The organism is Posidoniimonas corsicana, from assembly GCF_007859765.1.
GTDB lineage: Bacteria > Planctomycetota > Planctomycetia > Pirellulales > Lacipirellulaceae > Posidoniimonas > Posidoniimonas corsicana.
On record NZ_SIHJ01000001.1, the window covers coordinates 172,302 to 186,666 of the forward strand.

Sequence of the window (14,365 nt, forward strand, 5' to 3'; positions counted from 1 at the left end):
TAATTGAATCCACCCAAAGACCATTTCCACCTACGAGACCAAGAATGAAGAGCAATTCACTCCAGTTGCAACTCCACACCAGGTGGCTTGTTGTTGTCCTGATTGCGTTTGCGACATCCAACCACCTGTTTGCCCAAACGCTGAAGCCTCGAATGCTCGTCCTTACGGACGTGTCCACCTGGGAAACGGATGACCACGAATCATTGATTCGCCTGATGGCTCATGCTGATCTCTTCGAAATCGAAGGCATCGTTGTTTCGACCGGTTATAGCATCAGTACGCTCAACAAAAATCCTGAAAGAGGGTTTATTGGCATCGCGCGTGGGGTCGTCGATGCTTACGAGAACGACCTGCCCAACCTAATGAAACGATCTGGCCAAACCGGCCACGCTCACGATAACGACAAGCAAGAGATCGGGTACTGGCCAAGTGCGGAATACCTTCGAGAACGCATCATGTTTGGCAGCATGAATCGCGGCAAGAAATTTATCGGCGACGACAATGGCTCACCGGGCAGTGAGTTGATCGCCAGGCTCGCTGACGAACCGGACGATCGTCCCTTGTGGATCGGAATATGGGGCGGCGGGAATACACTCGCGCAGGCAATTTATCAAATAAAGAAGGATCGAACTCCCCTGGAGTACGAGAAGTTACTGAACAAGCTACGCGTCTACGCTATCACGGATCAGGATCGCAGCTATCGCGGAGAAGGCCTCGAAATCAGCTCACACGGTTGGATCTACGAGCAGGCCGGCGATAACCTGATGTTTCTCTGGGACGAAGCGGCCTGGATCGAGCACAACAATATCGGCAAGAGCAATTGGGATCATTACGCTGAGCATATTCAGGGCCATGGTCACCTGGGAAGCCAATACCCAAAATTCAAGTACGGCGTGGAAGGCGATACACCTGCATTCCTCTACCTGATGCCAAACGGTTTGAACGATCCGGAAGACCCAACGCAGGTCAGTTGGGGAGGCACCTTCAAGGAGAACGAGGACAACCTTTGGCGGGAAGCAAGCTCTAGCAGGAGCAGCTTTAGGCGATTCTATCCCGCTGCCTTCAACAATTTCGCGGCCCGCATGGATTGGGCGAAAGATGGAAAGGGAAACCGCAATCCGGACCTTGTCCTTAATGGTGACGGCGGTATCCATGTGCTTACGAGGAGTGTCACGCCCGGCGAATCACTAACGCTTGACGCTTCCGGGACGACCGATCCGGACGGTGACCAACTCACATTCAAATGGTTCGTTCAGGGCGACGCAGGTAGCTATCAAGGCAAAGTTGCAATTGCTGGAAGCGAATCGAGTAAAGCAACGGTGAGCGTCCCCAGCGATGCGGCAGGCAAGAGTCTTCACTTGATCTGCCAAGTCACGGACGACGGCGCCCATAATTTAAGCAGTTACCGGCGAATCGTGCTTGAAGCGCCAAGCGAGTCGACGGGCGCGCCCAACGCTCTGCCAGCCTCAACTGCTGGCCAGTCAGTCGCGAGTTGGTTAAAGGACTATATCGCGGCCAAGTATCCAAGCGCCGAGCTCATTACGCATGGTGGTGGTGCGTGGTATCAAGCGAAACTTAGCGAACCTAGCTTGGTTGTTAGCTGGGCGGACTGGCAAGAGGAAAAGCTGACGCTCAAGTATCTTGAGGCCCATGCTCTCAGCGATGGCCGCGCGATCTTTCTGGCTCAGCCTGAAAAAATACCTGAATGGGCGGACCACCCAAACGTTTCTTACTATAACGGCGCCGGCTATTTTGTGAACGCGTATGACTCAACAGCGATGTCCGGCTGGGACGTCTCGGGACTGACCATCCTTCAATTCGACGGAGACGCCACCGCGTTCTCGAAAGAGATGTCGGTCGGCTTGGCCAAGGCCAACAAAGTCGCTGCAGTAACAGTGCCAGCCGCGAAGGCCGGTTCGTCTGCTACCGCATCGCAATTCACGTTGGCGAAGTGGCTGCAGGAGTATATTCCGGAAACTTACGCTGGAGCCGACGTTGTCGCTCACGGCGGTGGCGCATGGTTTCAGTCGAAGCTCTCGAAGCCAAAGCTCATCGTTAGCTGGGCAGACTGGAAGGAGACTACGTTATCGCTGAAAGATATCGAGGCTCATGGTCTGACAGAGGGCGAAGACATCTTCGTCAGCAAGACTAAGAAGACGGGCTGGGACCGCCATCCGAACGTCACGTTCTACGAAGGAGTGGGCCATTATATTAGCGGATACGAAGCTGCTAGTATGGCTGACTGGGACGTCGCGGAAACGACAATGCTCCAATTTACAGGTGACGCGGACCCGTTTGTTGCAGCATTGGCTAAGGCGAGAGCATCCAATGCTACATTTAGCGAGCATCTCGACGAGGCAGCGCCGTCAGGATCCGCCAACAGCGACGAACCGGCGGCCGGAGCACCCTACTTACCATTTCCGTCGAACGTCGTCGTAACCAAAGTAAGACACTTCGACAATATGTGCTGGAAGATTGCGGCAGCGGGCGGGACCTGGTACTTCGAGAACGGCGAGACTGGCGGAAAAACGGGCTTCAGCAGCGCGTTCGACCAGGCCGGCAACGATTGGATTGGGAATGACGCCGATCGAGGTTACAACAAGTCTCCCTCACGCGGCGGCAGGCACGAATATCGCGGTTGGCCGAACTTTGGCGAAGGAAACTTTAATCACCCGCAGCGTGGCAGTGGTGCCAAGTCGTGGTGGGTCGACTCTAATGGTAACGAGATCGCCGTAAACGATAAGCTCGAAGGCGACCACCTTATCATGCGGTCTGCGAATTCGGACTACGAAGTGGAGTACCACTTCTTTTCGACGCACGCCAGTATCAAGGTCCTGAAAGCCAACAAGAAGTACGCTTTCCTGTATGAGGGCCCGATCGGTGGCGAGCAAGATGCGTCCGTCGACAAGGACTTCTATGTGCTCAAGGATGGCAAGCATCGGGAATGTAAATCGGGTGGTCTTGGGTTTCTCGAGCCAGCATTCGGCAATAAGTTTCCATCACCGTTCTTTTACCTTGAGGACAGCGACCCGAACGATCCGCAAGTGTGGTACGCCGGAGTAATAAACACGGGCCCCGAATCGGCCGGCGATGAAGGCTGGCGACAGGGCAATAACATGGTCATCTTCAGCTTTGGGCGCGATCAAGACAAACGATCTTACACGGGCTTGGATGCCGCATGCGTGTTCGGATTCCACAAGAAGGCGCCGCACAGCCGGATCGCGAACTTTATTGAATCCCGTTTACGTGCGCCATTCGAGCAAGCTAAGCCTACTCAGACCAGTTCAACAAAGCCCGCGGCAAATAGTATATCGAAGCCACGCGTCATAGTGACTTCGGACTTCCCGCCAATTGGAGTCGTGAAGGGTGGCAACGTTCCCAACACGATGAAGAGCGACCCAGACGACATGCAGTCGATGGTTCGCTTTCTTCTTTACTCAAACGAACTGGAAGTCGAAGGGCTCGTGGCGTCAGCGGGCACCTTCGCCATGGAAGCGCACAAGAAGAACATTCTGGGTGTGCTCGACCAGTATGAAAAGGTCTACGACAACCTCAGATCGCATGATTCGAGGTATCCATCGCCGGACTATCTGCGTTCGGTCACATTCGAGGGTAAGGGTAACAACCACGGCGTGCCGGTGAAGTTTGGCGCCGGCAAGCAGCCCCACACGGACATCATTGGCAAGGGGAAAGACAGTGAAGCCTCGAACGCAATCATTGCCGCCGTCGACAAGCCTGATCCACGCCCTATCTGGATTAGCGTGTGGGGCGGACCTCGCGAGGTCGCTCAGGCAATCTGGGATGTGCAGAACACGCGTACTGATGCCGAGCTGAAAAGGTTTATCAGCAAGCTTCGCATCTTCTTGATCGCTCATCAGGATGCGACGCACAGCTGGTTGATGAAGGAGTTTCCGGACTTGTTTATCATCGAGTCACGCAAGACCTACCAAGGGATGTTCGGCGGGCGCGATCCGAATTCTGACCTGGCGTGGGTGAACGAACACATTCGAAAAGGTCATGGCCCGCTGTGCGATATCTATCCACATGAGGGCATGGGCTGTAGCGGAGTCTGCGAAGGAGACACCCCTGCGTACCTCCACCTTGTCAGTGCCGTTCGAGGAATCAATAACCCGGACGATCCCACACAGCCGAGTTGGGGCGGGCAGTACAAACGCAAGCAAGGCACGAAGCATTTCGTCGATGGCCCTGGTAGGTCATCTATTTCGAAGTGGCGGAAAGAGTATCAAAATGAGTTTCAGGAACGCGCAGACTGGTGTGTGCAACCAGCCAACTAGTGCTTTGCAGGGGCCTTGTCGAACAATCCTTTTTCCCGCCGCGTAGAGTCGACTTGAATGGATTGTCTCTTCAACGCGACGGAGCGGATCATGGCGGAATCAGGAGCCTCCTGCCGTACGGCGGGGAAGCAGTACAAGTTAACGAACTGGAGCGCGTACAACGAGGCGTTGGTGCAGCGTGGCGACGTGACTCTGTGGCTTGAAGAGGACGTGATCCTCGGGTGGGAGCACGAGAACGCCGAGAAGAAGGTCGGTCGTCCCTTCACCTACAGCGACGAGGCGGTGCGTTGCCTGCTGTCGCTGCGTGAGGTGTTCAGCCTAACCTACCCGGCAGACGGAGGGCTTCGTTTGCTCGCTGGTGCGGCTGATGGACGCCAGGGTGGAGATCCCCGATTACACGTCGCTGCAGAAGCGGGCGGCCAAGATGGAGATCGCCTTGAACGCCACGCCGAAACACGGTCCGATTGACGTGGTGGTCGACAGCACGGGCCTGAAGGTCTTTGGCGAGGGCGAGTGGAAGGCCCGCAAGCACGGCGTGAGCAAGCGTCGCACGTGGCGGAAGCTGCACCTCGCGATCGCCCCGGAGACGGGCGAGATCGTGGCCGAGGAGTCGACCGACAACGACAAGCACGACGCCGATCTGGTGGAGCCCTTGATCGATCAGGTCGAGCCGCCGATCGAGAAGTTCTACGGCGACGGCGCCTACGACCAGCGGAAAGTGTATGACGCCTTGGAATGCGAGGCGGCTCAGCCGATCATCCCGCCCCGCAAGAACGCCAAGATCTGGCGGCACGCGAACTCGAACGACTACCGTCTGCCACGCGACGAGGCGCTCCGCCAGATCCGACGCACAAGCCGCAAGGCTTGGAAGATCGACGTCGGCTACCACGTGCGGAGCCTGGTCGAGACCACCATGCACCGCGTCAAGACAACCTTCGGCGACAAGCTCCGGAGCCGAAAACCGCCCAACCAGAAAACCGAAGCCCGGCTACGCTGTGCGATACTCAACCGCTTCACCCAACTCGGCATGCCTCAGTTCGTGTGGAGTTAGTCGACAAGGCCATCTGGATCCGTTAAAGCAATCCGAGGAGCTGGAAAGCAATCACTCGGCGCGCCTCCAAACTCTGCAAGCAAAGACTGGGTTGCTGTCGTTCGTCGAATCCGAGAGTCGACCGTCGATGGCGAGGCGTCGGGCGTATCGACTCGACGTTAGAATCGTTCTGCGACTTCGACGGCGTACGACTCCTGTAACCGTGCGAAGGGCGGCTGATGGCGCCTGGGCGAGTGTCAGACGGTGTGAAAGCGCGTTCTTGATTACCGACCCACGTGCAGGTGGGCTCTTGCGTCGACGTTGCAGTCCATGGGCATTGTCCTGCGTCGTCGAAAGAACACAAATAGCGAGAGTGTGAGAGTGGTCGAAGAGAATGCTTGTGGTAGAGCGGCGAGCACGGGTGCGCTGGTTGTCCACGTTGGGGCGACGTGACGGCGATTCTATTCGTGCAAATTCGGCTAGTCGACAAGAGTGGGATGCACAAGAGTGTCCGCGATGCGGTTTATGGACTGAAGTAGTAAAGAGCATCAGCATTATGAGTAAACACAATCAAAAGCCTTTCCTGCTGGTAGTCGGCATCTGCTGCTGTGCCGTGTCCAGTTCGGCAGTTGCTCAGATCAAAGCGCTGCCGAGCTCAGAAAAGCATCGCATAGTTCTACTAACCGACATCGGAGGTGACCGAGACGACGAGCAATCCCTCACGCGGTTTCTAATGTACGCGGACCAGTATGACATCGAAGGGTTGATCGCGACGTCCATTCGTATCTTCCCCAGGGAAGAGCACCGTCCGATTGACGGCGATCCACAGCCGGCGCTACTCGTCAAATGGATCAAGGCCTATGGCGAAGTACGCGATAACCTGTTGAGGCACAGCGGTGGCTGGCCAGAAGCGAGCCATCTGCTTACGCTGATTCGCAATGGCGTGAAGACGGGGCGTGACGCTCCGTTTAACATTCGCACAGGGATAGCGGGTAAAGACAGCGGCCACTACCCACTCGAGCAGCTGATTGGTGCGGACAAAGACACAGACGCTACGAAACTAATCATCGAAGCTGTCGATCGCGATGATCCTCGACCTGTTTGGATGCCGATCTGGGGAGGCTCAGTCGAGTTGGCTCAGGCGTTATGGCGAGTCCGCAACGACCGCAGTCCTGAGGAAGTGCAAGAGTTCGTCTCTAAGCTCCGAGTCTACGCGTGGGGACACCAAGACGCGACCGGCGTGTGGATTCTGGAGAACTTCCCCGAGCTGCATTACATCGTTTCCACGGGTGGGGTAATCTATTCCGCGCCGCCGGAGCTGCATAGTGCAGAATGGCTAAACGAACACGTTCGCTTTGACCACGGAGCACTCGGTGCCCTGTGCCCGCTGCGTCACGGCAAGCTAGGAGGAGCCGATTCAGAAACGTTCCTCGGACTGGTCCCTAACGGGTTGAGCGACATGGAGCACCCCGACTGGGGTGGTTGGGGCGGTCGGCTCCAGAAAGCAGAGGGAGCAGAGAATCAATGGATTGACGTCCCATCAAACATTCTCCCTAGTCGTATGGGCCATACGATCAGCCGTTGGGCGCCGCACTTCCAAAACGACTATCAAGCTCGGATGGATTGGTGCGTGAGAAAGTTCGACGAGGTTAATCACCCGCCAAGCCCAGCACTTAATGGCGACAACTCAAGACGCGCGATTATAGTCACGACAAAGCCGGGCGAACACGTCCAGCTTGACGCCACCGGCACTATGGACATCGACGGAGATTCGCTTACGTATCGCTGGCAGTTCTATCCGGAAGCCGGCAGCTACAAGGGGCAGATCGACGTGGTGGACGCAGATCAGATAAAGGCACAATTGGTGGTTCCCAAGGACGCGGCGGGCGAGACAGCGCACGTGCTACTCGTGGTTTCCGACGACGGAAATCCGGCATTGACTCGATACCGTCGCCTCATCGTCACTTGCCGATAGATGTCACATGTTACTGCCAATCGGTAGATAGCGATCCGCGACTCATCCGATGAATGCGACCACGAAAACTTTCTGGTGAAGCGAGTCCGTCCCCGTCTCTTACGCGATCGCTCCCGCGCAGGCAATTATGCCTCGAATACATTATCGGCAGGCAAACTAAAAGGCGAACCATGACAACGTTACTTCCATCGTCACTCCGCGCACTCGCATTGCTCGCAGTCTTTATCCCACCCAGCTTCACCGACAAGGCCAGTGCCAAGGAAACAACATCGGTTGAGCAATGGGACACCTACGAGCTCACTTTCCAGGGCTCGCCAAGAGGAAATCCCTATCTCGACACATCACTTACTGCCAAATTCTCCAACACTTCGACAACCGTCACCGTTCCTGGATTCTACGACGGCAATGGCGTCTACAAGGTCCGCTTTTCACCTCATCAAGAGGGTGCATGGCACTTTGTTACCAAGAGCAATCGCGACGCGCTAAGCGGACAAAAGGGTTCCTTCCTTTGTGTGGAACCGACAGGGAGTAACCATGGCCCGGTGCGCGTCGTCAACACGCATTACCTCGAGTACGCCGACGGGTCGCCTTTCTATTCGGTGGGTACAACCGCCTATCAATGGACGAGCGTCAAACAAAGCATCCAGGAGAAGACCGTCGAGACACTAGCCAAGTCGCCGTTCAACAAGATGCGTATGTGCGTGTTCCCCAAGGCTTATTCTTATGGGAACAACACTGAACCGTGGCAGTATGCGTTCGAGTCCAAGAATAACTTCGCAAAACCGAACTTTGAGTTTTTTAGAAACTGCGATAGCCCACGACTTTCGGACAGCGGCGGGGCATGTTTCTACGCCGCTACAGCCGGGGCGTTTTCGGCTTCGTATTGCTCGGGGGTTTTGTAGCCAAGCGACTGGTGGAGCCGCTGGCGATTGTAGAAGACGTCGATGTACTTGAACACGCTCAGGCGTGTTTCTTCAAGGTTGGCGAAGCTCTCGTGTTTGGTCCACTCGTGTTTCAGCGACCAGAAGAACCGCTCGGCGACGGCGTTGTCGTAGCAGTCGCCGCGGCGGCTCATCGAGCATTCGACGCCCAGCGTCTTTAGGGTCCTCTGGTAGTCTTCGCTCGTGTACTGGCTGCCTCGGTCGCTGTGGTGTAACAGTTCACCCCGACCTGGTTGCCGCGACTCGATCGCCCTCCGGAGGGCCTCGCTCACCAGCGGCGTCGCCAATGAATCGCTCATCGCCCAACCGACCACCTTGCGGCTGAACAGGTCGACCACCACGGCCAGGTAAACCCAGCCCGCCAGGGTCGGCAGGTAGGTGATGTCCGTCACCCACTTTTGGTTGGGCCGCTCGGCCGTGAAGTCGCGGGCCAGCGTGTTGGGGGCCGGACGCTTCGACGGGTCGGCCTGGGTCGTGGTCGGCGTGAACGCCCTGCGGACCCGGCTTTTCAGGCCCATTTCTTGCATCGCCCTGGCGACCGTGTTGCGGCAAGCGGTCTCCAGCTGCTCGCTCTCCTTGAGCGCCTCGGCGATCTTCGCCGGGCCGTAGATCGCGTGGTTCTCCTCGAAGACCTGCTCGACTGCGGCATGGATCTTCGCGGTCCGCTGCGCCCGAGCGCTGACAGGCCGGTCGATGGAGTCGTAATAGCCCGAGCGGCTCACGCCCAGCAGCCCGCACATCAGCGCGACCGGGAAGGAGCCGCGGTGCTCGGTGATCCAGGCGTGCTTCACGTCGACTCCTTCGCGAAGTACGCCGTGGCTTTTTTTAGGATCTCTCGCTCCAGCTACCAGCCGCACCGCGTCACGCTTGAAATCATCGCTGTACGTCGGCCGCTTCCGCTTCGTTTGATCGTCCATCCGGACCTCCTTCGGGAACCATTATTCCGGCTCCCGCCGCTGTCCGAAAGTGATGGGCTACCGCAAACTTCGACAATCGCGTCCGCCAACTTAGAGATCTCGGTGTCCAGTCCGACGTTATTCTTTTCCATCCTTATGATCGATGGGGCTATCAAAACATGGGGAAGGAAAACAACGAGAGGTACGTGCGATATCTCATCGCAAGACTATCCGCGTATCGCAACGTTTGGTGGTCGTTGGCAAATGAATGGGACGTGCCGCGAATCAAGAACGAAGTTGATTGGAATGGAATCGGCACTCTGCTTCAGATGGAGGATCCGCACCAACGGCTTCGTGGCATCCACAACTGGTATTATGCCGACAGTCACTTTTTCGATCACTCACGCCCGTGGGTAACGCACGTCAGCGCCCAGACCTTTTTCTTCTTTAACGCTATCGAATGGCGTGGAAAGTACAACAAGCCACTGCTGTTCGACGAGATGCGTTACGAGGGTGATGTCTCGAGCAGTTGGGGAAATATGAACGCCAAAGACATGACCAGCTATTTTTGGAAGGCCGGCTTGAGCGGCGGCTACGGGACACACGGCGATACATTTAGAAACGATTCTGACGACGAGACCGAAGTCCGCTGGTGGGCAAAAGGCGGAACATTGCCGGGAAAGAGCCCCGAAAGGATTGCTTACTTCAAGAAGGTCATGGAAGAGGCTCCTGTTACTGAAATGAAACCACGGCTCGTAAAGCTGAGTTCGCGCTCCGTCCCAGCTGACATCTCTGACAAGATCGACCGTAAAATCATTGACGAGCTGAACAATAACATCTACGTGTTTAGTAAAGAAGCGGAACACTACTTGGCTTATACCGAAGACGCGGGACGAACCATCGAGGTAGACCTTCCTGGCGGCAAGCAATACCAGTTGGAAGTCATGGATACCTGGAACATGAATGTGTTAAGGGAAGAGACCGTCCCACCTGGAAAATTCTCTCTCGAAACAAGCCGACCCTACACAGCAATTCGACTGGTCGCCCAACCGGCCCCAGCATCATCTCAGTAAAGCCAGCCTGTTCTTATGCCGCATGGTAGCAAGAGATTGCCAAGGTCGTTGAGGGTGACTATTGATCTCGCCGTCGGCGTCCGCGCTCTGGTAGAGGCTGTTGGGCCTCGTGCACGGAAGAGTTGATCGGCATACTGGAAGATCATCGCGATGGTGACCAGCGTCACTTTCCTGTCTCAGCCGTATTGCAGGCATGGTTTGGTTGAGGTATGCCCCTCCGCATTGCAACGGAGCCCGCAGAGGGTAGCCGAAGCAACCTCTGGAGCGGAGTGAGGGCTGCTCGCCGTTAGCTGGGTGAGGCGACGCACGCGAGTTGGCTCTTTGGTAGACGTAGATGAACTCCGAATCGCGGTCGAGATACAGCGACCGCTTTGAACGCCAATTCATTGAATCGGGCCCAAAGCGGCGGTGCGTTCGGATCGGTTATCGCCAGCAAGTTGGCGACGGATGGCTTCGAGGTCGTACACGCACCCACCCCAAGTGCCTCCGCTGGCCGACTGCAGTAGCGCCCACAGTCGCGTGTCGTCGGGCAGGCCCTTGGCCTCAACCAAGTCGTCGCGAATCGGACGGCGGCTCAGCTCTACGGCGCCCCAGTTGCTACCCTTGTTTTCTCCCGCCGTGCCTACCAAGTCTAACGTGCCGCAGGCCTCGAGTGGGCGAATCGTGATTTGTACCATGTCGCCATTTTGTATCTTACCGAGCGGCCCGCCTGCCAGCGCCTCGGGCCCAATGTGCCCGATGCAGGGTCCGGTCGAGACACCCGAAAAGCGGGCATCAGTGACCAGTGGAATCTGATTGCCCCATTTCAGGTGCTTGAGCGCCGCAGTGAGTTGATACGTTTCTTCCATACCTGTGCCCGAAGGCCCACACCCGGCAAGCACTATAACTTCGCCCGCAACAGGCTGGGTGCCGCCCTGGCCTTTGATCGCCGCGATCGCGGAGCGTTCACTGGTGAACACCCGTGCCGGGCCAACGTGGTGATACTCGTCGCCGGTTATTACCGAAGGGTCGATCGCCGTGGCCTTCACCACGGCTCCATCGGGCGCAAGATTGCCACGCAGGAAGGCGAGCGTGCCGGTAAGCCCTTGCTCGCGGGCACGCGCCGGCGAGTAGATCACTTCGTCAGGGTCGACATTGTCGCAGCTGAGTAATCGCTCGCGGAGCCGCTCTCGGCGCTCGCAAGTTAGCCAGGCATCAAGCACGGCGTCTAGCGTTTCGCCCCAGGCGGTCAGAACCGACGTGTCGAGCAAACTCAGCTCACGGAGGTGGCACATCACCTCGGGCACGCCCCCGGCAAGAAACACTCGCACTGTGGGATGATCGACCGGACCGTTGGGCAGCACGCTCACCAGTCGCGGTGTGGTGCAATTAACATCGATCCACTCACTGAGGGTGGGGCGCGGTACGCCTGCCGCGTGCGCCACTGCCGGAATGTGCAGCAGCAGATTGGTCGAACCGCCAAACGCGGCATGCACGACCATCGCGTTGCGGATCGCAGCGGGAGTAACGATGTCTGATACCTTGATCCGCCGCTTACTCTGCGCCATGACGGCTTGTGCCGACCGCACCGCCGCCTCGCGCCATACCAGTTGGCCACTGGGCGCGAGGGCCGAGTGTGGCAGCGATAGTCCGAGCGCTTCGCCCACCACTTGCGAAGTGGCCGCTGTGCCCAAGAATTGGCATCCCCCGCCCGGCGTGGCGCATGCCCGGCAACCAAGCGCCGCGGCTTCTTCGAGGCTAATCAGACCGTGCGAGTAGCGGGCGCCCAGGCTTTGCACCTTGGCCGCGTCTTCGCCGCTGGTAGGTGGCAGGGTGACCCCGCCCGGCACGACGATGGCCGGCAGGTCCCGCACGCCGACCAACGCCATCATCATCGCTGGGTGGCCTTTATCGCAGGTCGCGACTCCGATCACTCCTTTGCGGGTGGGGAGCGATCGGATGAGTCGCCGCAATACTACCGCTGCGTCGTTGCGGTAGGCGAGGCTGTCGAACATTCCACTGGTTCCCTGGGAGCGCCCATCGCATGGATCGCTGCAGAACCCGGCGAAAGGCAAGCCGCCGCCGCTACGAATCTCTTTGGCGGCTTGTTCGACTAGCAGGCCTACTTCCCAGTGACCGGTGTGGTAGCCAAGCGCCACCGGCGTGCCATCCGGCGCGCGGACGCCTCCCATGGTGCTGAGAATCAAGTACTCATCGCGGCCCAGGTCAGCCGGGTTCCACCCCATGGCGGCGTCCTGGGTCCAGCCAAACAAGTCTCCGCTGGGGCTAGTGCGGAGCAGCTCGTCGGTCAAGGGGAGCGCGCCGGCCGGACCTGCGGCCGAGGTCTCGACGTCGTACACGCTACGATCGTCGGTACTAAACCACTCTTTTGACATCGAATGCTCCTGGGCTTGTGGACATGTATCACCTGCTGTACTTACCAAACCGGTAGACTAAGGTATCGCCGGCGGAGCCATAGGCATCGCCGTAGCCAACAGCAGGGTCATGATCATAGCTACTACGCCCAGAATCGCTAGCAAGGGCGTCCATGTGCGGAGGGTTTGCAATTCGGTAAGGCCACCCATTTTGGCGAAAATCCAGAATCCGCTGTCGTTCATCCACGAACCAACCAGCGACCCGGCGCCGATTGAGGTGCATAGGTACACCGGGTGGTAGCCGAGCGAGGTTCCCTGGATCATCGCCGCGACCATGCCCGAGGTGACGATCATCGCTGCGGTGCTCGACCCTTGAGCGAACTTGATGAGTGAAGCCATTGCAAACGCCAACAGCAACAATCCAATGCCGCTGGCCGCAGTTTCGCCAAACGCCGTCTTAATAGCAGGAGCGAGCTGCGCCTCGCGGAGCATGCCGCCGAATGCTCCCCCCGCAGCCGTGATCAGTACGATGACGCCACCACTCATCAATGCATGTTCCACCGAATTGGCGATGGTGGCCAGCGATTGCTGGCGATACATCTGTTGCGTGACCAGCGCCAGAATGGCTGCAAGCAACAGCGCAAGGTTGGGCGTGCCGAGCACGGCCAGGGCGTTGGCAGCGGGCTCAGGCAAATCGAGTTGCACCGCATTGGCGACAGTATTGGCAGTGATCAGACACACTGGCAGCACGATCGGCGCCAGCGACCAGGCCAGACTCGGTAATTCGTCGTCGCCGGCGATCTCGGCATAAACTGCATCATCCGCGGCGTGTCGCCCCGTGGATTCAGTCTCTGCGGGGGGCGCCACGGTCATTCGTTTGTCCGACCAGCTGCCAAACATCAGACCTACTATCGAGGCGGGAATTGCAACGGCAATGCCCACAAGCATCATCAACCCGATATCGACTCCCAGCTCGTTCGCCACCAGTAGCGGCCCGGGGGTAGGCGGCACGAGGGCGTGAGCCGAAGCACTCGCCGCGGCGGCAATCAGGTACTTTACGTAACACCCACCGGTGCGGCGGTGCATAGAACGCGCCAGCGGCACGAGCAGGTAGAAAACTGTGTCAAAAAACACCGGAATCGCGATTGCAAACCCGCTTGCCATCAACGCCGTGCCACCACGTCGCTCGCCGAACAGATCGATAAACATCCGCACCACACGGTCGGCCGCGCCGCTGGCGGTCATGGCGCCGCCGATGATGGCCGCCAGGGCAATCACCACGCCGACTCCTGCGGCGGTCGAGCCAAACGCCTCGGCCACCCGGGGTATCTTGTCAACCCACTCACCGGGGGCCATCAAGCTCACCACCACCGCTGCGGTGATCAATGCCAAGAAAGCGTGGACACGCAGCGCAACGATGCCGCCAATTACTACGGCTAGTCCCACGAACAGAATCAGAAAAGCATACCATTCGGGCACGAGAGTGACCTTGGGTGAAAAGGAAAAGCCTGAGCGTAGCTCAAATGGACTTTGTTCGCCAATCGAATCACACAATTGCGCCTATTGTTCTGCCACCACCCCCAGGGCCAGCGCACACTAACTCGTTTGTAGCTCAAGGACTTGGGCTAGCAGCCCGTTGAACAACCCGGCTCACGCCGCGAGCGCAAGCGGTCGTGACCCAGCCCCTTCAAATAAGTCCACGCCGTTTGGGATAATCCCGGGCGTCGAGGACATGACCTTTGAGGAGGTAGAAGGATGCCGAAGGGTAAGAAGCACGGTCCAGAAGAGGTGATCCCGAAGC

Annotated in this window: 9 protein-coding genes and 1 pseudogene; 7 read left to right on the forward strand and 3 right to left on the reverse strand. The window is 57.9% G+C overall.

Translation table 11 applies throughout. The features are described from left to right. Positions 1 to 44: 44 nt before the first annotated feature. From KOR34_RS26345 to KOR34_RS00725, 5 genes are all read left to right on the forward strand, one after another. Positions 45 to 4,295 carry a DUF1593 domain-containing protein gene (locus KOR34_RS26345; protein WP_197531016.1) on the forward strand — a complete coding sequence of 1,417 codons (4,251 nt, stop codon included), beginning with the start codon at positions 45 to 47 and terminating at the stop codon, positions 4,293 to 4,295. A gap of 90 nt (positions 4,296 to 4,385) precedes the next feature. Continuing rightward, positions 4,386 to 4,763 (forward strand): transposase, encoded by a 378-nt coding sequence (locus tag KOR34_RS27280; protein ID WP_197531017.1) that lies wholly within the window; start codon positions 4,386 to 4,388, stop codon positions 4,761 to 4,763. Further along, a complete protein-coding gene (locus tag KOR34_RS00715) occupies positions 4,675 to 5,346 on the forward strand; it encodes an IS5 family transposase (protein ID WP_261342604.1) in 672 nt (223 codons plus the stop codon). The genes KOR34_RS27280 and KOR34_RS00715 overlap by 89 nt, the downstream gene beginning before the upstream one ends. A gap of 535 nt (positions 5,347 to 5,881) precedes the next feature. Next, a complete protein-coding gene (locus KOR34_RS00720) occupies positions 5,882 to 7,300 on the forward strand; it encodes a nucleoside hydrolase-like domain-containing protein (protein WP_146561285.1) in 1,419 nt (472 codons plus the stop codon). A gap of 170 nt (positions 7,301 to 7,470) precedes the next feature. Then, positions 7,471 to 8,202 (forward strand): DUF5060 domain-containing protein, encoded by a 732-nt coding sequence (locus tag KOR34_RS00725; protein ID WP_146561286.1) that lies wholly within the window; start codon positions 7,471 to 7,473, stop codon positions 8,200 to 8,202. On the opposite strand, the gene KOR34_RS00730 is transcribed toward KOR34_RS00725, so the two are convergent. Continuing rightward, positions 8,148 to 9,158 carry an IS3 family transposase gene (locus KOR34_RS00730; protein ID WP_146561288.1) on the reverse strand — a complete coding sequence of 337 codons (1,011 nt, stop codon included), beginning with the start codon at positions 9,156 to 9,158 and terminating at the stop codon, positions 8,148 to 8,150. The genes KOR34_RS00725 and KOR34_RS00730 overlap by 55 nt on opposite strands. An 80-nt stretch (positions 9,159 to 9,238) precedes the next feature. On the opposite strand from KOR34_RS00730, the pseudogene KOR34_RS27285 reads away from it, so the two are divergent. Together KOR34_RS27285 and KOR34_RS27290 are read left to right on the forward strand one after the other, a co-directional pair. Next, a pseudogene (locus tag KOR34_RS27285) lies at positions 9,239 to 9,862 on the forward strand (apiosidase-like domain-containing protein); the annotation flags it as partial. 15 nt (positions 9,863 to 9,877) lie between these two features. Then, positions 9,878 to 10,210 carry a DUF5605 domain-containing protein gene (locus KOR34_RS27290; protein ID WP_261342649.1) on the forward strand — a complete coding sequence of 111 codons (333 nt, stop codon included), beginning with the start codon at positions 9,878 to 9,880 and terminating at the stop codon, positions 10,208 to 10,210. A gap of 383 nt (positions 10,211 to 10,593) precedes the next feature. On the opposite strand, the gene KOR34_RS00740 is transcribed toward KOR34_RS27290, so the two are convergent. Both KOR34_RS00740 and KOR34_RS00745 read right to left on the reverse strand, forming a co-directional pair. After that, positions 10,594 to 12,585 carry a YjhG/YagF family D-xylonate dehydratase gene (locus KOR34_RS00740; RefSeq protein ID WP_146561290.1) on the reverse strand — a complete coding sequence of 664 codons (1,992 nt, stop codon included), beginning with the start codon at positions 12,583 to 12,585 and terminating at the stop codon, positions 10,594 to 10,596. 57 nt (positions 12,586 to 12,642) lie between these two features. Next, on the reverse strand, positions 12,643 to 14,118 hold the full coding sequence (locus tag KOR34_RS00745; protein WP_146561292.1) for a GntP family permease: 1,476 nt from the start codon (positions 14,116 to 14,118) through the stop codon (positions 12,643 to 12,645). Positions 14,119 to 14,365: the final 247 nt, after the last annotated feature.

Excerpts from the sequence above, each read along its gene's own strand:
- KOR34_RS26345 (WP_197531016.1), top strand. The coding sequence starts at position 45 with ATGAAGAGCAATTCACTCCAGTTGCAACTCCACACCAGGTGGCTTGTT.
- KOR34_RS27280 (WP_197531017.1), top strand. The coding sequence starts at position 4,386 with ATGGCGGAATCAGGAGCCTCCTGCCGTACGGCGGGGAAGCAGTACAAG.
- KOR34_RS00720 (WP_146561285.1), top strand. The coding sequence starts at position 5,882 with ATGAGTAAACACAATCAAAAGCCTTTCCTGCTGGTAGTCGGCATCTGC.
- KOR34_RS00725 (WP_146561286.1), top strand. The coding sequence starts at position 7,471 with ATGACAACGTTACTTCCATCGTCACTCCGCGCACTCGCATTGCTCGCA.
- KOR34_RS00730 (WP_146561288.1), bottom strand. The coding sequence starts at position 9,158 with ATGGACGATCAAACGAAGCGGAAGCGGCCGACGTACAGCGATGATTTC.
- KOR34_RS27290 (WP_261342649.1), top strand. The coding sequence starts at position 9,878 with ATGAAACCACGGCTCGTAAAGCTGAGTTCGCGCTCCGTCCCAGCTGAC.
- KOR34_RS00740 (WP_146561290.1), bottom strand. The coding sequence starts at position 12,585 with ATGTCAAAAGAGTGGTTTAGTACCGACGATCGTAGCGTGTACGACGTC.